This is a genomic window from Corynebacterium aquilae DSM 44791 (assembly GCF_001941445.1).
Classification (GTDB): domain Bacteria; phylum Actinomycetota; class Actinomycetes; order Mycobacteriales; family Mycobacteriaceae; genus Corynebacterium; species Corynebacterium aquilae.
This window is the reverse complement of sequence record NZ_CP009245.1, coordinates 2749124-2772694: the sequence shown is the minus strand read 5'-3', so window position 1 is coordinate 2772694 and position 23571 is coordinate 2749124. Positions and strand designations below refer to the sequence as shown.

General features: G+C 59.7%; 20 protein-coding genes. 9 read left to right on the top strand and 11 right to left on the bottom strand.

Annotated features, from left to right (window positions below; genetic code table 11):
• Positions 1–181: 181 nt before the first annotated feature.
• Entirely contained in the window at positions 182–646 is a 465-nt protein-coding gene (locus CAQU_RS11705) for a hypothetical protein (RefSeq protein ID WP_075727963.1), read from the bottom strand.
• Between the two features lie 203 nt (positions 647–849).
• On the opposite strand from CAQU_RS11705, the gene CAQU_RS11700 reads away from it, so the two are divergent.
• The 4 genes from CAQU_RS11700 (at position 850) to CAQU_RS11685 (ending at position 4799) form a co-directional block, all read left to right on the top strand.
• Positions 850–1365 (top strand): hypothetical protein, encoded by a 516-nt coding sequence (locus CAQU_RS11700; RefSeq protein WP_075727961.1) that lies wholly within the window; start codon positions 850–852, stop codon positions 1363–1365.
• Between the two features lie 119 nt (positions 1366–1484).
• The gene (locus tag CAQU_RS11695; protein ID WP_157109012.1) at positions 1485–2051 is read left to right on the top strand and encodes a hypothetical protein; all 567 of its coding nucleotides are present in this window, start codon (positions 1485–1487) and stop codon (positions 2049–2051) included.
• A 374-nt stretch (positions 2052–2425) separates the two neighbouring features.
• A complete protein-coding gene (gene istA / locus CAQU_RS11690; protein WP_075727014.1) occupies positions 2426–4054 on the top strand; it encodes an IS21 family transposase in 1629 nt (542 codons plus the stop codon).
• Positions 4047–4799: an ATP-binding protein gene (locus tag CAQU_RS11685; protein ID WP_075727012.1), complete on the top strand. Its 753-nt coding sequence runs from the start codon at positions 4047–4049 to the stop codon at positions 4797–4799. Before istA ends, CAQU_RS11685 begins: the two co-directional genes overlap by 8 nt.
• Positions 4800–4816: 17 nt before the next feature.
• On the opposite strand, the gene CAQU_RS11680 is transcribed toward CAQU_RS11685, so the two are convergent.
• From CAQU_RS11680 to pheA, 5 genes are all read right to left on the bottom strand, one after another.
• The gene (locus tag CAQU_RS11680) at positions 4817–6160 is read right to left on the bottom strand and encodes an IS1249 family transposase (protein WP_157109011.1); all 1344 of its coding nucleotides are present in this window, start codon (positions 6158–6160) and stop codon (positions 4817–4819) included.
• 290 nt (positions 6161–6450) lie between these two features.
• Positions 6451–6831 carry a hypothetical protein gene (locus tag CAQU_RS11675; RefSeq protein ID WP_075727955.1) on the bottom strand — a complete coding sequence of 127 codons (381 nt, stop codon included), beginning with the start codon at positions 6829–6831 and terminating at the stop codon, positions 6451–6453.
• A 46-nt stretch (positions 6832–6877) separates the two neighbouring features.
• The gene (locus tag CAQU_RS11670) at positions 6878–7375 is read right to left on the bottom strand and encodes a hypothetical protein (RefSeq protein ID WP_075727953.1); all 498 of its coding nucleotides are present in this window, start codon (positions 7373–7375) and stop codon (positions 6878–6880) included.
• A 540-nt stretch (positions 7376–7915) separates the two neighbouring features.
• Complete coding sequence (locus tag CAQU_RS11665; RefSeq protein ID WP_075727951.1) at positions 7916–8626, bottom strand: histidine phosphatase family protein; 711 nt, start codon at positions 8624–8626, stop codon at positions 7916–7918.
• Positions 8627–8951: 325 nt separating this feature from the next.
• Positions 8952–9881 carry a prephenate dehydratase gene (gene pheA / locus CAQU_RS11660; RefSeq protein WP_075727949.1) on the bottom strand — a complete coding sequence of 310 codons (930 nt, stop codon included), beginning with the start codon at positions 9879–9881 and terminating at the stop codon, positions 8952–8954.
• 166 nt (positions 9882–10047) lie between these two features.
• Between pheA and CAQU_RS11655 the strand changes: the two genes are divergently transcribed.
• The 4 genes from CAQU_RS11655 to CAQU_RS11640 all read left to right on the top strand — a co-directional run bounded on the left by CAQU_RS11655 (position 10048) and on the right by CAQU_RS11640 (position 16488).
• Entirely contained in the window at positions 10048–11451 is a 1404-nt protein-coding gene (locus CAQU_RS11655) for an amidase (protein ID WP_075727946.1), read from the top strand.
• A gap of 153 nt (positions 11452–11604) precedes the next feature.
• Positions 11605–12354, top strand: coding sequence for a CPBP family intramembrane glutamic endopeptidase (locus tag CAQU_RS11650; RefSeq protein WP_075727944.1), 750 nt, complete (start codon positions 11605–11607; stop codon positions 12352–12354).
• Positions 12355–12994: 640 nt separating this feature from the next.
• The gene (locus tag CAQU_RS11645) at positions 12995–14167 is read left to right on the top strand and encodes an LCP family protein (protein ID WP_245797268.1); all 1173 of its coding nucleotides are present in this window, start codon (positions 12995–12997) and stop codon (positions 14165–14167) included.
• A gap of 779 nt (positions 14168–14946) precedes the next feature.
• Positions 14947–16488, top strand: a complete 1542-nt coding sequence (locus CAQU_RS11640) for a hypothetical protein (RefSeq protein WP_075727942.1) — start codon at positions 14947–14949, stop codon at positions 16486–16488.
• Positions 16489–16746: 258 nt separating this feature from the next.
• On the opposite strand, the gene CAQU_RS11635 is transcribed toward CAQU_RS11640, so the two are convergent.
• The 3 genes from CAQU_RS11635 to CAQU_RS11625 all read right to left on the bottom strand — a co-directional run bounded on the left by CAQU_RS11635 (position 16747) and on the right by CAQU_RS11625 (position 19105).
• A complete protein-coding gene (locus CAQU_RS11635) occupies positions 16747–17094 on the bottom strand; it encodes a metallopeptidase family protein (RefSeq protein ID WP_075727940.1) in 348 nt (115 codons plus the stop codon).
• The gene (locus CAQU_RS11630) at positions 17091–18116 is read right to left on the bottom strand and encodes a septum formation family protein (RefSeq protein ID WP_075727938.1); all 1026 of its coding nucleotides are present in this window, start codon (positions 18114–18116) and stop codon (positions 17091–17093) included. Before CAQU_RS11630 ends, CAQU_RS11635 begins: the two co-directional genes overlap by 4 nt.
• A gap of 239 nt (positions 18117–18355) precedes the next feature.
• Positions 18356–19105, bottom strand: a complete 750-nt coding sequence (locus CAQU_RS11625; protein WP_075727936.1) for a GntR family transcriptional regulator — start codon at positions 19103–19105, stop codon at positions 18356–18358.
• A 312-nt stretch (positions 19106–19417) separates the two neighbouring features.
• Here CAQU_RS11625 and serS point away from each other — a divergent pair, with 312 nt between their 5' ends.
• Positions 19418–20677, top strand: coding sequence for a serine--tRNA ligase (gene serS / locus CAQU_RS11620; RefSeq protein WP_075727934.1), 1260 nt, complete (start codon positions 19418–19420; stop codon positions 20675–20677).
• A gap of 277 nt (positions 20678–20954) precedes the next feature.
• On the opposite strand, the gene glpK is transcribed toward serS, so the two are convergent.
• Positions 20955–22481, bottom strand: coding sequence for a glycerol kinase GlpK (gene glpK / locus CAQU_RS11615; RefSeq protein WP_075727932.1), 1527 nt, complete (start codon positions 22479–22481; stop codon positions 20955–20957).
• A 158-nt stretch (positions 22482–22639) separates the two neighbouring features.
• Positions 22640–23389, bottom strand: a complete 750-nt coding sequence (locus tag CAQU_RS11610) for an MIP/aquaporin family protein (protein ID WP_075727930.1) — start codon at positions 23387–23389, stop codon at positions 22640–22642.
• Positions 23390–23571 lie beyond the last annotated feature (182 nt).

The window sequence follows — 23571 nt, the reverse complement described above, 5'->3', positions numbered from 1 at the left end:
GCGTAACTCGTTTAAGCGGCAAAAAAGTATTCTTCTCCCCGCACACTCCAAGCAGCATGCAGGCGAAAAGGGTCTGCGTTAAGCCTAGTGCATGCCTATACCAACCAGCTGCGAGCAACAGTTGTGTGCCACGACCTGACCCCACCCACTGAGACAACTACGCAAAAACCGCCACTGGCCGCTAGGTGAGCCGCAAAGTGGGCACCATGCGGGTTCCCTGCGGGCCCAGATCCTTGTTCACCTGGGTGATGGTGATGACCTGATCGGGCTCGATTGTCTTGCCGCGATTGTTGGTGTCGTCGCAGGCGTCGACCTCGGAGGCAGGAAACCATTCGATGATCGGCGCTGAACCATCGTTGAAAGTGACTCCCACGGCGGTGGCGGTCTCCCACATGTGGACGTCATTATCCGCGGTGTAGAACTGGGCTTTGCTAAAGCCGTAGGGGGCTGCCTCACTGGGATCAGAGTATTGGCAGAAGAAATAGCCTTTGGCGACCACGCCGGGATAGACATCGTTAAGGGTGAAGGGGGCGCCTGCACGCACCAGCTTCCCGATCGCGTCCACGTGTTCAGGCTCGCCGTGGCAGCCGCCGAGGCTGCTCAAACTGACAAGCGTTGCGATGCTGGCGACGATGGCTTTATTCATAACTATCCTTGCAGGCGTGCGGGGGTGCGGTTGGGGTAAATTCCGCTATAAGTATGCCTTTTTTTTTCGGGGTGAAAGGTCTACACTGAGGGGCAAATAGGGGGTAATCCCCCAGTATGGTGAATCCGCATCCCGCGCCTGCGGCGAGCACTATTGCAGCCGTGCACGCCGATGTGGTGGCGCTGAATGGAAAAGGAAAAGAAATGTTGAAAACACGCCGTCGTCTGATTGCCGGGCTGTGCTCTTGCGCGTTGCTGGCTGGGGCCGTGACCCCAGCGCATGCCGATATTCCCAACGAGTTCGATAAGTCTCTGGATATTTTGTTCTTTGAGGCACTTGAGTCCGGGTCTTCGGCCAGCGGCAACGACCCTGATTCCCCGGAAAACCAAAAGGCCCGCGATGAGGCCTACCAGGAAAACAAGCGCATGCACTCGGTGCTGCACTACGGTGTCACCACCCAAGAAGATATCGACAAGTGCGTGGCGAAATACGCCGGCAAGCCAATTGTGGCGATGGAGTTCCCCTACAACTACCCGTGCCCGTTAAAGCCGATTACTGAACGGGACATTGCAAACGCCAAGCGCGACCAGTTCGCCAAGCGCGCCTTCTTCGCCCCGGTGGCCGTCATTGTTGGTGTGCTCAGCGTTTTGATGCTGCCGATCAATTGGTTGTGGGATGGCATTCGGGGTGCGCGCGAAAACTTCTTGGCTAGCTCCTAGACCTTAAGCGTGCGGGTTGAAGTGGCGGTTGTCCACCTCCGCTGATTTTTGCGTTGCCCCCGCGGTGAAGTGAACACTTCCCGCCGGGGGCTTTTTCGCGCTAAGATACGAGCAATTAAATGTCATCACCAGTCGCGGCTGTGTTGCTTGCTCTATGTAAGGGCAGCAGGCCGGTGAAGTTGGTGGGCTACATCGAGGAGAACAGGATCATGGGTATGGCACGGCGTACACCCCGAGCAACGGCTGCTATTGCCTTGGGCACTGCTCTGAGTTTTGTTTCGCTCACCGCGCCGGCATCTGCGGATTCCCTGCCGGTGTTTTCTGGTCCGCTAGCGGTGATTTCTTCGGTTTCTACGCCCGCGCAGGCGGAGTCCCCGGAGCAAAAGTTCGCCCGGGAGCATCGTGATCGCACGATTTTGCACTATGGCGTGACCACCCAGGAAGACATCGATAAGTGCGTCGACTATTACAAGGATCGCATGGTCATCGATAAGTACTTCGGTTATGACTATCCGTGTGTGACTGAGCCGATCACGAAGGCTGATGTTGAGGCGGCTAAAGACCGAAAAGCCCGCGAAGATCAGATCGCAATGTTGAAGACACCTTTTGAGGCGTTGGAAAGCTTGGTGAAGGCTTTTGCCTCTCCATTTGTGTGGCTGGCGAAGTTGTTTGGTTTCAAGGCCTAGCGCAGCTTAAACAAGGCGTTGCCCGTCCCTTCTTGGGGGCGGGCTTTTGTGTGCTGCGTGTCAGGTGTAGCTTGCGGGCTATAGGACAAAATGTGTGTCTGCACGGCGTGTCGTGGATATAGGACAAAAAGTGTGTCCGGTTTTAGCGGGGTTGGCCTTTTCGGATTGCAAAATCGCATCATCGGATAACGCGATTCGCACTATCTGGTAACGCTCAACAACGGGGGTAATGCATCCACCGCGATGTGGGATCACGCCCGAATCAAAGGCCAAGCCCCCTGCCAAAACGTCCGGCACCCGGTTGAATGACAAGCGGCCGGTGGCGCGGCTTGTGCCACCGGTGACACGTTTGCACACCGCAAAGGACGCTCATCATGGCATCCAACATCAAGCGGCTACTGACCGCCGTCTACGACGGCTCAATGAGCCACAGGCAAATGCAACAAGCATTCCAGTGCTCGCCGCGCACCATCCAAAACTGCAAGCAACTCATCGACGATCACAACCTGACCGCCGACAAGATTGCCGCCCTCAGCGACGCCGAAATCACAGCGCTGCTGCCAGACAAACGCCGCACCCGCACCAACGACAGCTACCTGCCCCCAGACGTCGAAGCCATCCACCGCAAAGCGGCCAAGCACGACAAAACCTTCACCCTGCGCTACGAGTGGGAAACCTACCTCCACCAAGCCGAAAAAGCAGGATGCAAGGCATATAGCTACGCGCAGTTCTGCCGCAAAGTCACCGCATTCGTCGACGTCAACAAACTGACCCAAACCCTCACCCACGCACCAGGGTTTGAACTCCAAGTCGACTGGGCCGGCACGAAAATCCTCTACGGACACCTCGACGATCCTGCAAAAGCCAGCATCTTCGTCGCCAGCCTCCCACACTCCGGCCTGATCTTCGCCACCGCCACGAAAGACGAAAAACTGCCCGCCTGGCTAGACTGCCACCGGCAAGCACTGGAATACATCGGCGGGGTACCTGCCACCGTCACCCCAGACAACACCAGCACCGCCACCTTGATGTGGGCCGCGGACAAACGCCTACGGGTGATCAACCCCAACTACCAAGCGTTCGCCGCCCACTACGGCTTCGGCATTACCCCCGCCAGGCCGCATCGCCCCACCGACAAAGGGCACGTGGAAAACGCCGTCAAAATCGTCACCACACGCATCATCGCCGTCCTGCAACAACAGTGGTTTACCACCCTCGACGACCTCAACACCCGGCTGCGGATTCTAGTCGACGACCTTAACACCACGCCCATGACCAACAACATCAGCAGGGCTGAACTATTCGACGACTTCGAACGCGAAAGCCTTGGCCGGCTACCCGATATCGCCTGGACCAACTGCACCTGGGCGAAAGCCATCGTCGGACACAACTATCACATCCGCTACGACAAGCAGAACTACTCGGTGCCCTACGCACTGGTGGGCAAAACGGTGAAAATCCAAGCCACCGACACCACCATCACCATCTACTGCGAAGGCAGTGAAGTTGCCCGGCACAGCCGTTGCACCGGCCGGCAAGGCAGCTTCACCACCGACATCGCACACATGCCGGATGCTCACCAACAGACTCGCTCCCACTGGTCTAGGAAAAGCCTTATCGGACGTGCACGACGTTTCGGGCCCCACACCGAAGCTGTGATCACACAACTTCTCAATGGTGTCGACCACGAAGCACAGGCGTATCACGCCTGCGACAACATCCTAAAGCTTGGCCGCAACAAAAAGCTGCACAGGCTTGAAGACGTCTGCGCAGACCTCATCGCCACCAACACCCCAGCGTCGTTTACCCGCATCGACGCACTTATGCGACGCACCACCCCACCACCGGCTGCGCGCCCACGCCCCCAGGCTGGCAAAGCCAACCGCCACGGCACCCTCCACCATGGCCTGCGCGGTGCCGACGCCTTCACACTGCCCACCACACAGCCGACGGCAAACACCAACCCCGCCGCCGACCAAGCCAAGGACAACCACGATGACTAGCCCGAACACCGCGTTCCCGGCCATGAGCGATGACGACTACGAGCTGTTTAAACAGTTCCGCATCACCGCCATGGGCGAAGCGATCCGCACCCTTCTGGAAGACCCAGCCACCGCAGGTCTGACCGGATCCCAAATCATCCGCTACGGCCTGCACAGTCTCAAACACCACCGCGACAACGTCCGGCTGGCAAAACGCCGCAAAGCCGCACACCTGGACACCTCGACCGCATGCGTGGAAAACATTCACTACGACTCGAATCGTGACCTGGACAAAGCCACCATCGATGGGCTGGCACAACTGGACTGGGTCCGCCACGGCACCAACGTCATTGTCCAAGCCCCCTGCGGTGTGGGCAAAACCTACATCGTCAAAGCTCTCGGCCTGGCTGCCTGCGAAAACGGCTACGACGTGCGCTACTACACCCACCACGGGCTGATCAGGGCGATCGAAGAAGTCACCGACGACACCGGCGCCTACTACCAGCTCATCGACGACCTCAGCACCGTTGATGTCCTCATCATCGATGACTTCGCGTTGGGCAGCTACGCCGATGCCCACACCCGCGCGATCGCTGACGTGCTCGACCGTCGTGAAAGCTCCGCCACCGTGCTGGCCAGCCAACTGCAGCCACAGGACTGGTACCGCGCGTTCGACAACCCGGGTTTTTCTGAAGCAATCCTCAGCAGGTTGCTTAAGCCCCCGATCGTTGTCGCGATCAACGGCACGGACCGACGCAGGCAATAACCCACCACCCCCATGCATCACCCCCGCATCCACCGGTGAAAGTTCACCGGGTGCGGGGGTGATGCATGTCCGTATGCGGTGTTACCAGATAGTGCGAATCGCGTTACTCCGGCATGCGCCTCTGCACGGATTCCTATAGAGTGGGTGTAGCCGGTGTCGATACCGGTGTCGTATTCGGCAGGAGCTCCAGTGGGGTTGCTGTCGGTTAGTGCTTCGGTGACTGTTTTAACTTTGGCGAGTTGGTTAGTCCCGAAGTCGTGTTGCCTGGCGATTTCTATGAGGTCGCCAGGCTTTTTCGTTCTGCTTAGCAGCCACCATTCGCAGAGTTTTCTTTGGCGTTCTGCGGGTAGTCCTCTGTGTGCGTGCAGCAGTGCTTTCAAGGGGCTGTTGATGCCGCCTTCTAGGCTGTTGGTGCTGGATTGGTAGATCGCCTCGTAGATGGTGTCGGGGCTGTCGGTGTCTGTGCCGATGACCGCGATGGATTGTTCGATGAAGGCGAACAGGTGGTTTCGCCGGGTTTGTTCCATCAGGATGCGGTGGGCGCTGCGTGCACGGTCGTGGGTGTACCAGTAGTGCTTGTTTTTCCTTTTGTTGTTGGGGATAAGCACTTTGGGGCAGCTGTCGATGTAGGTTTTTTCATCCAGCCAGTCGCGGTATTGGTTGCTGACCTGGTGAAAGAGAGTGACCCATTGTGCTGCTTGTTGGTTGTTGGTGACTTTCAGCAGTTTTAGCGATAGGGCGCGTAGGGCTTTGCCGCAGTTGGATTGGGGGCGTGTTGTGACGTATCGCTGGACGTTGCGTTTGATGTGGATCAGGCAGCGTTGGATGTGGGTGTGGGCTTGTGGGGTGGCTGGATCGTTTGGGAAGACGTCGTTGATTGCTGATAGTGCGGCATTGCACCCATCTGTGGTGATCAGTCGGGGGCGTTGGATTCGGTGGAGGAGGTGTTGGTATGCCCGGGTGTTTTCGCTGTGCGACCAGTGCCAGGTCAGTACTTTGTTGGTGGTTGATGCGATGAGCAGGCATTGCTGTTTGTTGAAGTAGGTGGCGTCGATAAAGACTTGTTCGTCGTAGTTGTTGTCGCCTGTGGGGGTGGGGATGGGGATGAGCCAGAAAGGTTCGAACCAGCGTTGTAGTGTGCGTCGGCTGAGTTGGTGGTGGCGGGCGAAGTCTGCCAGTGATTGGGTGGATTGGACCCAGGACAAAAACAGTGTGAAGCGAACGAGTTGTGTGTGGGCTGTATTTGTTTGTGTGAAGGAGTGTCCGCAGTGTTTGCAGCGCCATCGTTGGCGGTTTTTGCTGGTTGAGCCGTTTTTCTTTGTGGGTGATTGGCAGATGGGGCAAGTAGGTGATGTTGGCATTTACCCCGCATACCACATGTTGTTTGAAAAACGGGGATATTTGACCTGAGGCTGGTTTAGCTCCTTGTCAGGAGATGAAAAACGCCTTTATCGCAGGTCAGCACTTGAAAAAACATACTTACAGACACACTTTTTGTCCTATAGCCCTAGCTTGCAGGCATTGTGGGCCGAGCTGTGGTGGGGGAGGGGAGTTAAGAACGCAAAAGAGTCCTTCCCCGAAAATCGGGGAAGGACTCTACCAAGCGTGAGGATATGACTTTTAGGTCACGTCCTTGAAGCTTCGGGCCAACTTAGATGATGGCGCCGACGTTCTTCAGCTGGTTGAAGTAAGCGATGATGGCGCCGATGACGGTGCCGATGACGCCGAAAGCGGTGACGCCGTATGCGATACGAGCCCACTCAGCCTGAGCGTCCCAGTTCTTCTGCTCACCGAACAGGTCGATGCCCTTGACCTCGCGGTCGCCCTGGTAGCGGTCGCCCCAAGCGGAGGAACCCGGCTTGGACTGATCCAGGTAGGAGGACAGGTCGGCGGTGAAGTCGCCGGTGTTGCCACCTGCGTCGACGACGGCCGGGTTGGAGGTGGTGTTCTCAGCAGCGTTAGCAGCAGCGACGGGGGCCAGGGCAACGGCAGCAGCGGTCATGCCAGCCAGGGCAACGTTACGGATCTTCATGTGAAGTGAATCCTTTCGAAGAGGTATGAGTTGGTGACTGGTCCGCTTAGCGGATGAAGCCGTTGTACTTGAGGAAGTTGTAAACCGGGAAGACAACCAGGCCGAGGAAAGCGGAGATCACGCCGGCGATGGAGCCAACCTGCAGCAGCTTAGCCCAAGCGGGGAGCTTGTCGAACTCGCCCTTGGTGGAGCCGTAAACGGTGCGGCCGTCAACAGCCTTGTCGCCCTCGAGCTTCTTGCCCCAGTTGAACTCACCGTTCTCGGAGGAACCGAAGAGGTTCTTGGTCTCCGGATCCTTCTTCTCGGTCTCGGCGGTAGCCTTGGTGTTCTTGTCCTCAGCCTTAGCCTCGGAGGAGCCCTCGAGCTTCTGGAAGGCGGAGGAGCCCTCGAGCTTGCCCTTGGCCTTGTCCTTCAGCTCGGTGACAGAGGAGTTGCTCTTGGCGTCGGTGGACTTAGCAGCCTCGTCAGCGTGAGCGACGACACCGGTGAGGGAGACGGCGAGAGCGGTTGCGCCAGCCAGAGCTGCGCGGCGAATGTTACGCATGAAATAAACCTTCCCGTGGGGGATTGGACCTACAGTTTCTCCTGAACAGCTTGACAGCATTAGTCAAGAATGTCCATTCAGTTCTTAAGGTTCGACAACCGAGGCCACCCCCACGGGGGTAGCAAACACCGCATGATGCGGTACGTACCGCATTCTTAATCAGTTGGCGATCGGCTAGAACTGGTGTGGAGTGCTTCTACAAAAAGTTGGTGCTCATCAAGGGTTCCGTGGGGCGAACTCCCAGCGGGTCGATGGGGCACCGGCTTTTATTGTTTTGTAGACGCGCAGGGTAGCTTACAACGGGTTTTTCACTTTCGCTAGTATTCCTGGGCTTATGGTGGGGATTTTTTCTCACCCGGTGCGGTTCGGCTGGTAGCTCACCCGATTGGGTGTACCTGTCAAGATTTCTCAGCAAATCTTAAAAATCCACGTCAGCTGGCATTTGTCGGCAAAACCCCTGGGAATTACATCGTTGGTACTTTTGCGCAGCAACGTTGCAGGTGATTAAGGACACATACCCCCGGCATGGGAGCTAATGGTTTACCCGCCGGCCGTGCCGGCACCCGCGATCTGAGTGACACGCTTCCATTCCGAGACAAACCACAACTGGCCATCCTCGGCGGGAGGATGCAACACCACATAGCCGCAATTACGGATCAAAGACTGCCGCATCAGCAGCGGATCCACCACCGTCATCGCCGCCACAATCATGCGGATCGCCGCGCCATGAGACACCAGCACCACATCGCGCCCCGCCCACGCACCATCCGGGGACAGTGCTGCCCGCAACTCCTCAAACACCGGTGCCCAACGGGCCACAAAACCCTCATAGGTTTCCCCACCCGGCAGCTGCGCATCGAAACGGCCCTCAAGCCAGGAAAAACACACCGAGATGTAGTGATCCATGGATTCCCGGTCGGTTGCCCCCTCCAAATCGCCGGCCGCAATCTCCTTAATGCCGGGCACGATCTCAATGTTGGGCGCATCAACCCCCTGCTGGGACAGGCCCTCGCGAATGAGCTCGCCGGTGTGCTGGGCACGAAGCGCCTCAGAGGTCAAAATTGCCGCAGGCCCGACCTCGCCGATAAGACCCGCGAGTTCCTGGCCAACCTCCACCGCCTGCTGCCGACCCAACTCGGTCAAATCCGCGCCCGGCAAAGCGGTATCCAGGCGACCCTCCACATTGCCGTGAGTTTGGCCGTGACGCACAAGAATCAGTCGGCCTGGTCGCAAAACTTGGGTAAACAACATCGACTCCTGGTGCTAAGTAAAAAACAAGAAACGGCCATATCACGCGTGATGCAGCTTCGTGGCGACAACGGATGCGCCACGAGCCTATTCGATCGCACGACGCCTACTGCATTGTTAGCAACAAAACCTCGCTGCCCGCTTCAGCAGCACCGGCTCGGGTGCCCCTGCGTGCAGACGAGGCTGCGAAAACCGTCGGCTAAGGCTTTATGGTTGTCCTGCAAGGCATACAGGGTTTCAACTGCTCACCGGGTGCCACCGGGTGAGGCTTTATCGGGTGTCTCGCCCTGGTGTTGGATCCCCGGCACAAACAGCGGACTATCTGCACCTAACCCTGGGTGTATTCCCCGGTGAGGCTTTCCACCCACCGACGGGACTCCTCCCACTGTTTAGGGACAGCAACTGCATTGCCCGACACCGCCGGCCAGGAACCCAAAAATTGCACCTCGTCGCACCGACGATGCAACGCCGCCAATGCCTCGGCAATGGGAGCATCGGTGATGTGCCCGGCCAAATCCGCGTGGAAACGATACGTGCCCAAACCAGTGCGCGTCGGACGAGACTCCAGCCGGGTGAGATCCACCCCGCGAGACCCGAACTCCATCAACGCCCCCACCAAACTGCCCGGAGTATTCGGCAAGGTAAACACCACACCCGTGCGATCATTGCCCGTCCGGGCCGGCGGTACATGAGCGGGGCCGACCACAATAAACCGCGTGCGGGCGCCAGCAACATCGGCCACCTCACGCGCCACCACCTCAAGGCCATACACATCAGCCGCCCGCAAGGGGGCTGCGGCAACATCCACCCGCCCCTCAGCCACCGCCTGCGCTGCCGCCGCATTAGAAGACGCCGGAATGTCCTCCACCCCGGCTAAGTTCTCCCGCAACCACCCAGCCACCTGCGGGCGCGCCACCGGGTGGGTGGAAAAACTCCGCGCATCGCTTAACGCAAAGCCCGGGCGCACCATGATCGCAAACGCGATCGACACGTCAGTTTCCCCATAAATATGCACCCCCGGGTGCGCCGCCAACGCGTCAAAAGTGTGCGTCACCGGACCGTCAACGGAATTCTCAATTGCTACCACCGCGAACCCCGCCGAACCATTAGCCACCGCATCGAGGGCCTCTGCGGGGCTTTTCACCGGAACCGGCTCAATCACATCCCGATCCCCCAACACCCCAGTGTCAGCAAACTGCCACAGTGCCTGCTCCGTAAACGTTCCCGCCGGGCCAAGATACGCAACTTTTTCGCTCATACCCGCCAGCTTAGATGGTCATCACCACCGCCGGAGGCAATACTCACAATTGCGCCTACGAACGTAACGTTCCACACGAGCACATATATATAAGGTATCGGGGAAAATAATTCACTTTTGAACGCGCCCGGCATCAACACCCGTTTGGTGCTCTAGTGTAGATGTAATGACCACCTCCGACACGCCACATAGCCCCGGCCACGCTGCGCACATCCCGCACCCCTGGCCCGCGTTAGACACACTGTCGGACACCTTTGCCCGCAACCCGGAGCACCACCTCGACGTCATCCGCACCACTGCGCAACGCATGGCCGACCACCCCGGCATCATCCACGTCGACATAGACGACGCGCTACGGCGCGCCACCCGCGCCCACGAACAACTCCAGCAGCAAACCCACCAGCAAAACCACCAGGGCGAGCAGGCAGCAGCGGCCGAAACACCTACATCACCCGCACCACCGCTGTTTGGCATTCCTCTGCCCGCCAAAGACCTCTGCCCAGTCGCCGGCTGGCCCATCAGCTACGGCTCCGCCCGCCGCCGCACGGTCGCCACCGATACTGATCCGCTGCTGGCACGCGCCGCCACCCGGGGTGCGATTCTCACCGGGATTACCCACTCCAGCGAAATGGGACTCACCGCCTACTGCGAACCCGTAGGCTACCCGCCGGTACCCGGCTACCCCGATGCGACCAAAACCCCCGGCGGGTCCTCCGGCGGGGCAGCACTGCTCGTGGCCGACGGCACCGCCCCCATCGCCCACGGGACCGATGGCGGAGGATCCTTACGTGTCCCCGCCGCCAGTACCGGCACCGTCGGCTTCAAACCCGCCCACGACTCCCGCGGTGGCCAACTCGCCGCCGGCGGATTCATCACCCGCACCGTCGCCGACGCCCACTACGCGGCACGCGCCACAGGCCTGCTGCCCGCAACCACCCCATCGCAGCCACACCCACCTGCCCGGCGTATTCGGGTAGGGCTCATGCGCGATCCCCTGCACGGTGGCCGCACCCACCACGACGTCGACACCGACTGGCTCAACGCCGCCGACTCGGCGGCACACACCCTCGCCGCCCACGGAATCGACATCGTCGACATACCGCCGCTCTACGACGAGCAACCCTTTAACGCCTTCCGCACCATCCTCGCCTACCGCTGCAGCAAAGTCCCCACCCCAGCCAGCCCACTAGTTGAATGGCTCGTCGCCACCGGACAAACCATCACCACCGGCCAGCTCACCCGCGCTCTCGACATCTACCACCAACTTCCCGAACGCATCGCACAAGCAGCCCCCGGCATCGACTTCCTGCTTACCCCCACCCTGGCTTTCGACCCACCGCCCATCGGATACTTCTCCGCGCTGCCCCCAGAAAAAGACTTTTTGGAGCAAACCCACTGGACCCCCTGGTGCACCCTGTTCAACATGTGCGGATTCGCCTCCATCAGCGTCCCCCACGGGCCACGCAGCATCCAACTCGGCTGCCTACGTAAAGACCCAACGGGCCAGCTCGACAACACCTTGCTCAAGCTGGCAGCCCTACTCGAAAACCCCACCCCGGCCGCTTCTTAAAACGCTACCCAGTCCAGCTAACGCCAAGCACACCCACAGGCACAGCCCTAAGACCTCCCACACCGCTGCCGGAACCACCTACTACGCTCACCACTAAACACCACCTTTGACACGCCCCGCGGAAACTCAAGACACCCAAGGCGAAAACACCCGATGACCGGCCACACCCCCACAGCAAACACCACTCCGCCAGCGCGGCGAATCCGACAAGAAATCGGCATCGTCCTGCTCATCACCTTCGGCATGAGCGGATTCAAAGCCATCATCGCGCTCATCAGCGTCTACTTGCGGGGTAAACCCTCCGACAGCCAGGTCGTTCTCAACCCCACCCGCAACCCCCAACCCCTCATCGATGCGATCCTCCAATTCGCCAGCGCCGCAGTGCTGATCGGGTGGGGTTTGCTCGCCCTCTACCTCCTCGGCACCCACCTGCCCCGCCTGCGCCCAAAAGACTGGGCGCACGGTGCTGCACTAGCGGCACTGATCGGGATCCCCGGTCTCGGGCTGTATCTTGCCGGCCGACTCCTAGGGTTAAGCCGCGAAGTCATCCCCGCAGAGCACCTCAGCCTCACCATGGTGCTGCCCCTGCTCGTGTGGGCCTTCGCCAACGCCTTCGCCGAGGAAACCGTTGTCGTCATGTGGCTAAGCACCAGGCTGAAACAACTCCACCTCCGGCCAGCACTGATCATTGGGCTATCCGCCGTCCTGCGCGGCAGCTACCACCTGTACCAAGGAATCCCCGCCGGCATCGGCAACCTTGTCATGGGCGTTATCTTCGCCACCTACTTCCACAAAACCAACAAAGTATGGCCCTTGATCTGCGCCCACTTCCTCATCGATGCCATCGCCTTTCTCGGATACCCCCTGCTTATCGCTTCAGGAATCCACCTGCCCGGCCTGTAAACAACAACTGGATAGCCCGAGTACAAAAGGCCTACCCATAACCCCCACACCACTGCCTGCCGAGAAGCAAGCACCAACCGCACTACGCTGGTGAGCTATGAACCACGAAGATCAGTACGCGCGCGACCGCGAGGGACGCATCATCAGGGATCGCTTCGGCCGTCCGGTGATGCGCCGACCGCAGCGAAGCACCAATCCCCGCCCCGCGGGAGATGCTGGTCGCCGTGGAGGACCCGCCGAACCACACCCGCCGCGCCCCAGCCAACAGCCACGAGATCCCAACCGGTACACCCCGCGGGGTGACGGCCGACCACGGCCTGAACAGGGGCGGGCTAGGTACAACCGTGCGGAAGAAAACCCTGGGGTACGGCGCGGGTACAGCGATAGCCCTCGCGCAAGCTACCGTGATGATCGCTACCGCCGGGAGAACTACCCGGAAAACCCACGATCTGCCGGTGGGACAGAAGAACGCTATCGGCGCCGCGATTTACCCCGGCGCCAACCAGGAGAATCAGCCGCGCGCGGGACCCGCCCCCGCGCTGAAGGATATCGGCCCCAGCAGCCCCGCGATCCGGGATATTCCCGCGCAACCCGGGAACCCTACCTACCGCAACAGCGCGGCCGGCAGGATTCCACCCGCATGTACCCATCCGCAGGCTCGGGCCAAACCGCCGGGCACTCGCAGGGGGGAAGCTATCGGCGTGAAGTACCCCGCCCGCGACCTGCAGCTCAACCGGTCTACCGTCGCGCCGCCGACGGGGGATACCGCCAGCAGCCCCCGGCACAGCCGGTCGGTGGGCTGCCACCGGCTGCACCCCGCTTTGGTGCCAGTGATGTCAACTTTGACGCCGGCCGGGCCGATAAACCCCGCCGCGCACTGCCACGACCCCGCATCGCGCTTAAGCCTCGCGGTTGTATGCGCGGCATTGCCTTGGCCTTGGTGCTGCTGGTCTTTAGTGTGGTCGCCTCCGCGGTGTGGATCGATACCACCATCAACCGGGTTCCCTACCAGCCAGATGTGCGAGTAGCCGGGACAAAGGGAACCAACTGGCTGCTGGTGGGCTCCGATAGCCGACAAGGCCTGACAGAGGAAGACGTGCAAAGGTTGGGTACCGGTGGCGATATCGGCTCCAGCCGCACCGACACCATCATGGTGCTGCACCTGGACACCTTCGGTAAACCCACCTTGCTGTCGATTCCACGTGACTCCTATGTCAACGTGCCCGGTATCGGAATGGACAAGATCAACGCCTCCTTCGCCGCAGGTGGCCCCCAGTTACTAGTTCAAACGGTGGAACAAGCTACCGGTTTGCCTATCGACCATTACGCCGAAGTTGGCTTCGGTGGCTTCGCCGGCATGGTTGACGCCGTTGGGGGAGTAACCCTGTGCCCGGATCAAGACATCGACGACCCGCTTGCGCACCTCAATGTGGTCGCGGGCTGTCAGGAAATGGATGGACCGACCGCACTGGGCTTCGTGCGAACCCGCGCCACAGCGGAAGGCGACCTAGATCGCGTGCGCAGGCAGCGGGAGTTCTTCGCCGCCCTGGTGGATGAGACCACCTCTGCCTCCACGTTGTTGAACCCGTGGAAAGACTTCCAGTTGGCTAAAGCGGTGAAAGACTCGGTGACCATTGGCGATGGCGATCACGTGTGGTCGCTTGCTCGGGCAGCGTTTGCTGTTGCAGGCGGAGTCGAACAGGTGACCATGCCTGTTGGCGGATTTGAAGACACCGATGTGGGCAACGTGGTGCTGTGGGACCAGCCGGCGGCCCAGCAGTTGCTGTCGAGTCTGGGTGCTAAGCAGCAATAGCTTGGAAAAACCTGTGAGAGCGGCGCTTCGGCGCCGCTTTTTTCATGCCATTCAATCTCAATAAGTGCAGTAACCCGGTCGGGGGAGGAATGTTTATCACCCGAACAAATGAACCAGCAAAGTACAAAGCGCCACACAACTAAATAAGCAGGCATTTCACCGATTCCGCTGAAAACTAATTACAATGGTGTAATATTGGTAGTTTGTTCAACGATATGGTCTTTTTAGCCCTCTGGCCACCTCGTATAAGCCCTCTGCCTTGGGCTATTAATAAGTAGCCCCACTAAGATGCCCCCTTTTTTCGGGGGTACTTTTTTGTGCCTGCGCCGGTCGGGTGAGGGGTTTTCTGGGCATGAAAATCTGTTTAGTTCAAACGGTTATATGGCTCGAACGGGTGCTTAGCTTTTTGAAATACCCCCGTCAGGGGTAGCCCGCTAGGGTTAATTTTATCTAACGAAACATACGTCACACTTGTGACATCGCTATGCGTAAAGTGCCATGTCAATGCCAATTTTTTGACAGGTGATTCCAAGGAAAAGGGGTGCAAAACGCGAAAAATCAGCAATTTTTGGCCCATCAACAGCTAGCGCGGGGCGCTGCAACGTCTTATGGTTCAAGGAGCGGACGATGAAAAGCATCGCAGCACCAGACGTAAAACAGTTGGTGGCTTCGGTTGTAGTTCGCACCAGTGAGATAAAGGTCTTCAGGATAATCCTCGACCCCCTTTATCCTCCAGACCTGGTACACATCTTTCACTCGAAAACAGGAGACTTTTCCGCATGATGAAGAACCGCATCCGCACCGCAGCTATCGCAGGTGCTGTCGCCCTGGCTACCAGCCTTTCCGGCGTCGCAGTTCCGGCTTTCGCAGCCGAGAACACCGGCAACCACATGAACAAGCCCGACAACTCTGCTCCGGCCGCCGGCACCGTCAAGTCTGAGGCTGAACTCCGTGCTGCTGAAGATGCGATCTCCACCTGGTTGATCGCAAAGCACGACTACCGTGATCAGATTCAGAACAAGTACCAGACCGCTTTCGCATTCAAGACCACCAATGGTGCCCTGAACGTCGACGAGCAGTCCACCGTCGAGGCTTTCGAGGCTGTCAAGAAGGAAATCTCTGCACAGCTCGCTCAGGCCGGTAAGAACGCTGACGATGCGCGTGCCTCTGTCGCTGCCGCTCTGGCTGACGACGAAAAAGCTCGCGTTGCTTCCGGCGCTCTCGAGGGACAGGTTCGTGACGTCCACAACAAGAACCTTTACATCAACAACCTGATCGCCGCAGTCAACAAGGCCAACAAGACCGGTCTTGGCGACATTCCTTACCTCTGGCTGGACAAGACCCACACCACTTCCGCTGCCACCGCTGCAAACGTTGCTGACGTTCTGCGCGCAATCAACATCCACCTCGCTAACGTTGACCACTACGGCAACGTCGACAACGATGACAAGCACTTCGTTGCTCGTGACTACGCTGCAGCTCTGGAAACCCTGAAGAATGACAAGGCTGTCAAGGAATTGACCGCTGTCATGGGTGCAGGCAACGACGCTATCCTGCAGGCTGAAAAGCACGACGTTATCGTCCTGCAGGCCGCTCTAGCTCGCGCCAACGCCCAGGTTCAGACTCTCCGCATCCTCGAGGCTGTCTACGGCACCACCGCTACCTTCGTCGACCTCTACGAGAACGACGCTCTCTACGCTGACTACCAGGAGGGCTGGACCACCCTGCGTCCGAAGTACAAGGACGTGATGCTCGGACTGCGCGCTCTCCTGCCTGGTGCTATCAACGACCTGAAGGCTGCAGACAAGATCTTCAACGATTCCTACGAGGGCTTTGAGGTTGACCTCAAGAACTCCACTGACTGGAAGAAGGATCAGGAGCTGCGCACTTACTACACCGAGCGTGGCGTGCTGGCTATCCAGAACTACAACGACATCGTTAACAACGCTGACTGGCAGATGGCTGTTGAGAAGCTGCAGCTGCTGAAGGCTCAGTTCGGCAAGGATGCTCAGGCTGAGCAGGCTAAGGCTGCTGAAGAGGCAAAGAAGGCTGAGGCTGACGCTAAGGCTGAGACCAACCGTCTCCTCGCTGAGATCGCTGCTAACAAGAACGCAGCTGCTGCTGTCAACGACACCAAGGTTGAGGCTCCTGTCGACAACAAGAAGCCTGCTGACGACAACAAGAAGCCCGGTTCTTCCGACAACAAGGGTGACAAGAAGTTCGACATGAAGACCGTCGGCATCTTCGCAGTCATCGCAGCCATCATCGCTGCTATCGCTGCTGCCTTCCCGCACCTCCAGCACCTGCTCCCCAAGGCTTAATTAATACCTTGCCTTTAGGGTGCAAGTGACTGAAAGTCGCTTCTGAATAATCCCCTCCGCCCCTGGTGGAGGGGATTATTTTCGCGTTAAGCATCTAAGTACATGCCATGGTCAATGACCGGGCGGAGATCACGGTCGTTAGAGCAGCTTTTCCTGCCGGCCTAACCTGCTGAACTTTCGTCAATGTGAGGCAAAAGAAGAAGGGGCTTCTCCCACTGGGTGTCAGTGGGAGAAGCCCCTTTTGAACTTGGTGGGCTCTTAACCCCAGCCGTAACGGTGAAGATCCTCGTCACTCAATCCGAAATGATGGCCGATCTCATGGATGACCGTGATCTTTACCTGCTCAACCAACTCTTCTTCGGTATCGCAATAGCGTTTTAGTGATTCGCGAAAAATGCTGATGGTGTCCGGGAGATGCATCGAATAATCACTTGTGCGCTCCGGAAGGGACACGCCCTCGTACAGGCCCAAGATGGTCCACGAATCAGGGTGACGATCACGGATCAAAATGACCGTGTTGTCCAGATGGTCGAGAAACTTCTCCGGCACCAGTTCAAGTGCCTGGTCGACTAGCTCCTCAAAACGCTCGTCGGAAACATCGATCATTGCGGGTTCCTCAACGGGTTACGGACCGGCATTGGTGGCGGGGGATTGCCATTGATAGTGAACGCGCCCTTTGCGCTGCCACCGAGCTCCGCGAAAGAACCGTCTGGGTTGCCGAAAACCAAAGCACAGTTCACCGTGTGGGAGCCACCCGTCCAGGAGTTAGTGGGGATAGTAGTCCAGAATGGCTGCAGGGTGGAGTTGTACAAGTTATCGTCACCCCCTACGTAATCTAGGGCTGCTTGGGTGCAGATCGGCTTCAACGCCGCATCTTGATCTTCGATCGAAGGATTACCCTCCGGGAAGATGGGCTTGAGGTCTACCACCTGAGTGACCTCATATTGGTGAGGCTGGTCGCAGGGAACGATGTGGGTGGCATTCGCCGGATCAATGGCAACGCACTCGCCTGCCTGAGCAATACGGGCTTGATCTTGTTCACGGGCAGAACCCTCGGTCAGAATCGGTTCGCCAGAATCGTCAGTCACCTGGACGCCACACAGCATGGTGCGGTCGCCAGCCTTCCACGCTTCCGCGGAGGGAAGGATGGAGGCAATACTGTAACGACCAACCGGGTCGTACCGGCCCTCCAAGTACTTAATGGTGGGAGCCTTGCACAGCTCCTCACGCAATTGAGCCTGGCGGGTGAGCTCCGGGGGCTGGGAAGTCGGGCCGAATTCGCTAGCGGGATAGGTTGCCAGGTCCTCGCGGGCTGATACCTCGAAACGGTGGGGGCTCAGGCAGTCGGTGCGACCAAAGTCGCGGACCTTATCCCCGTCGCCTTTCTCCCAGGTGAGGCAATCACCAACGTCGGCAGAAGTAAACGGCGCGGCTTGAGCTGTGCTTGAAGCGTCAGCAGAAGACGACGCGGCAGCTGCGGCGGTGGTTGCTGTTTCGCTGTCGGCAGGAGCCTGCGCCTCGGGGGCTTCGCCCGAGGCATAAAGATAACTGCCAACTCCTGCGCAACCAGCCAGCATCGCCACGAGAGCCGTGTTGATGCTGAGGGAACTTCGCCAGGTGTTATTCATGCCTTATATTCTGCCTCAAAGTGGGGGCGAGCCTACAAACTTCACCTAGGAATACGCCTAAAAATATGCCAAGCATCATCAGCCGGCGCCAAGGTGGTGAATCCCACGCTGCGCACAAAGTTCTGTATTGCCATGAATGAGGCGGGCGTGCGCACTATGAGGTGGCGCTGGAGGCAGATGCTTTCACAAGGCAACCCCACCGGCGGGGTGCGTGTGCTGCGTCCGGCGGTGGGGTGAATCTAGGAGCGTGAGATGTGGGTTTTTAGCGTGTACCGATCGGTGCGGTAGTAGCTGGAACAATGCTCCAACGGTTTGCCATCCGATTGGGACAGGCGAACAATCTTGAGTAGGGGAGCGCCCAAAGGAACATCTAAGAGACGTGCCTGTTCCACATCGGCTGCTACAGCCGTGGCTGTTTGCTCAGCATCAGTCACCGGAAGGTGATAGTGGTCTTCCAGGATGGAATAGACCGACAGATACACATTGTTTTCCAACAGGTCTGGAACCAGATCGGCGTTGTACCATCCGTCATCGATGGCATAGGGCAAACCGTTGCCGAGTCGCAATCTTTTCAGGCGCGTGTGGGTGGGGCTTGTAGAGCCGAAGAATTCTTCAACCTGGTCGGGGGCTTCAAAGCGTCCGGCGGTCAAGATTTTTGACGACGGGGTCAAGCTTTGCGCATTCATCTCACTGGAAAAGCTCGCAAGGTGCAGTCGAGTGACCAATGCCGAAGGTGCAACGAAGGTTCCTTTGCCCCGGGCGCGTTTAACCACACCTTGGGTGACCAAGTCGCCAATCGCGCGCCGCACGGTAATGCGCGAAACATTGAAGGCTTTTTCGATGGTGCGTTCACCGGGGAGCATGTCGCCAGGCTTGAGCTTGGTGCGACAGATCTCTTCCAGGATTTCGCGCAGTTGAGCATGCTTGGGCGGCCCATCCTCGCAGATGCGGTGGGCGTAGCCTACAAAAAGCGTGCCATCGTCGTGCATGTCTTACACTTTACCGCTACTGGTCATAACCTTTTGCTTCTTTGGGCTGTACTTTTCGCCACCCTCACCGCGAGCGATGTTTGTAAGCTCTTCGGCCGGAGTTCTAGTCCCCGGATGCGGCGTGCAAATACCCATCGTGAAGGCTGCCCATCCATCTCGCTCATCCTGGTGATGAGTTGGGCGGAATGGGCATGGCTTGTGGGGCGCGGGGGCATGGGATGTGGGGGGTGGGTGATTGGTGTGCGGACACGGTGGGAGTTTTTACCCCTGGTTGTTTAGGTCGGTGAACTTCAGCGGGTAAAGTTTGTGCACATGATCGATCTGAAATTCTTGCGAGCCAATCCTGACGTTGTGCGCGAATCCCAGCGCACCCGCGGCGAAGACCCGGCACTGGTTGACCAGCTGCTGGCAGCCGACGAATCCCGTCGTAGCTCTATCGCCCAGGCCGATGAACTGCGCGCTGAGCAAAAGGCATTCGGCAAGAAGATCGGACAGGCTGCGCCTGAAGATCGCCCGGCACTTCTGGAGGGCTCCAACGAGCTGAAGGAAAAGGTCAAGCAGGCAGAAGCCGATGAGAAGGCTGCTGCCGCTGAGGTGGAGCGTCTGCAGTACCTGATCGGCAACGTTGTCGAGGGTGCGCCCGCCGGCGGCGAAGACGACTTCGTCGTCCTCGAGCACGTCGGTACCCCGCCCACCTTCGACTTTGAGCCGAAGGATCACCTGGAGCTGGGTGAGTCCCTGGGTCTTATCGACATGGAGCGCGGCACCAAAGTCTCCGGCGCCCGTTTCTACTTCCTCACCGGCGACGGCGCGTTCCTGCAGCTGGCCATGCTGAACCTGGCTGCGGTGAAGGCCCGTCAGGCTGGCTTCCAGCTGATGGTTCCCCCGGTGCTGGTGCGCCCCGAGGCGATGGCGGGCACCGGCTTCCTCGGCGCCCACTCCGATGAGATTTACTACCTGCCCGAAGACGAGCTGTACCTGGTCGGTACCTCCGAGGTGGCGTTGGCCGGCTACCACCAGGGTGAAATTATTGACCTGTCTGCAGGCCCGAAGCGCTACGCCGGCTGGTCCTCCTGCTTCCGTCGCGAGGCCGGTTCCTACGGTAAGGACACCCGCGGCATTTTGCGTGTGCACCAGTTCGATAAGGTGGAGATGTTCTCCTACTGCAAGCCGGAAGATGCCGCCGCTGAGCACCAGCGTCTGCTCGACATGGAGCGCGACATGCTCGGTGCCGTCAACGTTCCCTACCGCATCATCGATGTTGCCGGTGGCGATCTGGGCTCCTCTGCTGCCCGCAAGTTCGACACCGAGGCGTGGGTTCCCACCCAGAACACCTACCGTGAGCTCACCTCCACGTCTAACTGCACCACCTTCCAGGCTCGCCGCCTGCAGGTGCGTTACCGCGACGAGAACGGCAAGCCGCAGGTGTGCGCCACCCTGAACGGCACCTTGGCCACCACCCGCTGGCTGGTAGCCATCCTGGAGAACAACCAGCTAGCCGATGGCTCTGTGGTGGTTCCTGAGGCGCTGCGCCCGTTCGTGGGCAAGGAGATCCTGGAGCCCATCAAGTAAGACCACCCAGGTTTCACGCGCAAACCCCGACACCGACTTTCGCCCTTTGCAGTGGGGCAGAAGGTGGTGGTGTCGGGGTTTCGACTGTTTTGGGGGTTCGCTGTGTTGGCACAATGAGTGAGCCTGTGTGCTCACCTGCGCTGAGTCTTTCGCGGTGCTGCCCCAAGTCAGCAAAAGGCCGGGCCTTATGGGGTTCACTGTGGTGAACCAACCAACGGGGCCCGGCCCTTTGGGTGCTTAAGACTGCGTGGAGTCTTTATACGTTAGGGGGAGGGGATTAGTCCTCGCCTTCCTCCCACGCGTAGGTGCGCTCCACGGCGCGGTTCCAGTCGTGGTACAGCTTGGCGCGCTCTTCTTCCGGCATGGTGGGGTGCCACACCTTGTCGACGCTGTTCTGGTCCTGCAGTACTTCCAGGGAATCCCAGAAGCCGATGGACAGGCCTGCGGCGTAGGCAGCACCCAGGGCGGTGGTCTCGGTGATGCGGGGGCGCACCACGTCGGTGCCGAGCATGTCTGCCTGGAACTGCATGAGCAGCTCGTTGTACACCATGCCGCCGTCGACCTTGAGGCTGTTGATTTCCACGCCGGAGTCACCAACCATAGCTTCGGCGACCTCGCGGGTCTGGTATGCGGTGGCTTCCAGCACGGCGCGGGCCAGGTGCTTGCGGTTGGCGAAGCGGGTCAGGCCGACGATGGCGCCGCGGGCATCCGGACGCCAGCGCGGGGCGAACAGGCCGGAGAATGCCGGCACGATGTACACGCCACCGTTGTCCGGTACCTCGCGGGCGAGGTTCTCAATGGAGGGTGCGTTCGGGATGAGCTGCAGGTTGTCGCGCAGCCACTGCACCAGGGAGCCGCCGACTGCGACGGAGCCTTCCAGTGCGTACACGGGCTTTTGGCCCTCGATCTGGTAGCAGACGGTGGTGAGCATGCCGTGCTCGGAGAACTTCGGCTTGGTGCCGGTGTTCAGCAGCATGAACAGGCCGGTGCCGTAGGTGTTTTTGGCGTCGCCGTTTTTGAAGCAGGCCTGGCCGAACATGGCGGCCTGCTGGTCGCCGAGGATGCCACGGATCGGCACACCCGGCAGGGAGCCGCGGGCGCGGATGGTGCGGAAGTCGCCGACCGAGGGGCAGATCTTCGGCAGCATCGACATCGGAATGCCCATGTCGGCGCACAGCTGCTCATCCCACTGCAGGGTGTTGATGTCCATCAGCAGGGTGCGGGAGGCGTTGGTGACGTCGGTGCAGTGCAGTGCCGGCTCACCGTTGTCGCCCTCTGCGCCGCCGGTGAGGTTCCACAAAAGCCAGGTGTCGATGGTGCCGAACAGCAAATCGCCGGCCTCGGCGCGCTCGCGGGCGCCGTCGACGTTGTCGAGGATCCACTTGATTTTCGGTGCGGAGGGGTAGGAGTTGATGAACAGGCCGGTCTTTTCGCGGTACTTCTCCGGGCCGTCCTCGCCTGCGATCTCGTCGCAGATCTTCATGGTGCGGGTGTCTTGCCAGACGATGGCGTTGTACACCGGCTCGCCGGTGTTCTTGTCCCACACCACGGTGGTTTCACGCTGGTTGGTGATGCCGACGGCGAGGATGTCGGAGGGGGTGGTGTCGGCCTGGGCGATGACCTCGCCGACGGCGCGGCGGGTGTTCTCCCAGATTTCCATGGGGTCGTGCTCGACCCAACCCTTCTGGGGGAAGATCTGCTCGTGCTCGAACTGGGCGACCTTGTGGATGTCGCCTTCCTTGGTGAACAGGATGCAGCGGGTGGAGGTGGTGCCCTGGTCGATGGAGGCAATGTACTGGGTCATGGGAAAACCTCGTGTTTTCTCGTGGCTTGGCGCCCCACCGGGTTAATCGATGGTGCGTCGTTGATGAAATCTATTGTGCAGTGATTGCTGCGTGTTGTGGGGTGGTTTTGGGCAATCATTTGGGGATTGCCCGGCCACCTTGGGGTGTGTGGTGTGGGTTAGAGCAGGACCACGGCGGTCAGGCCGGCGGCTGCGGCACCCAGCAGGGGAGCGACGATCGGAACCCAGGCGTAGCCCCAGTTGGCGTCTCCCTTGCCGGGGATCGGCAGTGCGAAGGCGTAGGCGAGGCGGGGGCCGAGGTCGCGGGCGGGGTTGATGGCGTAGCCGGTGGGCGAGCCGAGGGACATGCCGATACCGACGACGATGAAGGACACCGCCAGGTACTTCATGGGGCCGAGTTCGCCGCCGCCGGGGCCGAAGAGGATGAAGGCCAGCAGGGCGTAGGTGGCGATGAACTCGGTGACGGCGTTCCAGAAGTTGTTTCCGTGGGCGGGGCCGGTGAAGAACATGCCGCCGGTGCCGGCGTTGTCGCCGGTGACGTTGCCGGCCTCGTCGACGTTGTTGGCGTCAAAGAGTTGCTTGAAGGCGGCCCATGCCAGCACAGCGCCGGTGAAGGCTCCGAGGAGTTGGCCGGCGATGTAGTAGGGCACCAGGTTCCAGGAGGTGGAGCCGTTGATGGCTAGGCCCAGGGTGACGGCCGGGTTGAGGTGGCCGCCGGACACGTCGGCGACGGAGGCGCCGATGAACACGGCGAATCCCCAGCCGAAGGCGATGATCAGCCAGCCGGTGTTGCGGGCCCCGGAGGTGCGCAGGCCGTTGGCTGCGCACACGCCGTTGCCGAATAGCAGGAGTAGGGCAGTTCCTAGAAACTCCCAGCCGAAGACAGACATTCCAGTGAGTTGATCCATGTGGACGTGTCACCCCGATTCTTGGTTGTTGGGTTGGTCGCCGGTGGTGGCGGTTGGGTGTGTGGGCTGGTGCTGTGGGGCATGGCCGGTTGCCTGGGTGGGCTTAGGTGGCGTGGCCTGAAGACACCTGGGGTGCCCCGGTGTGGGGCGGATGTGGGTATGCGAGACCACGCGTACCGCGG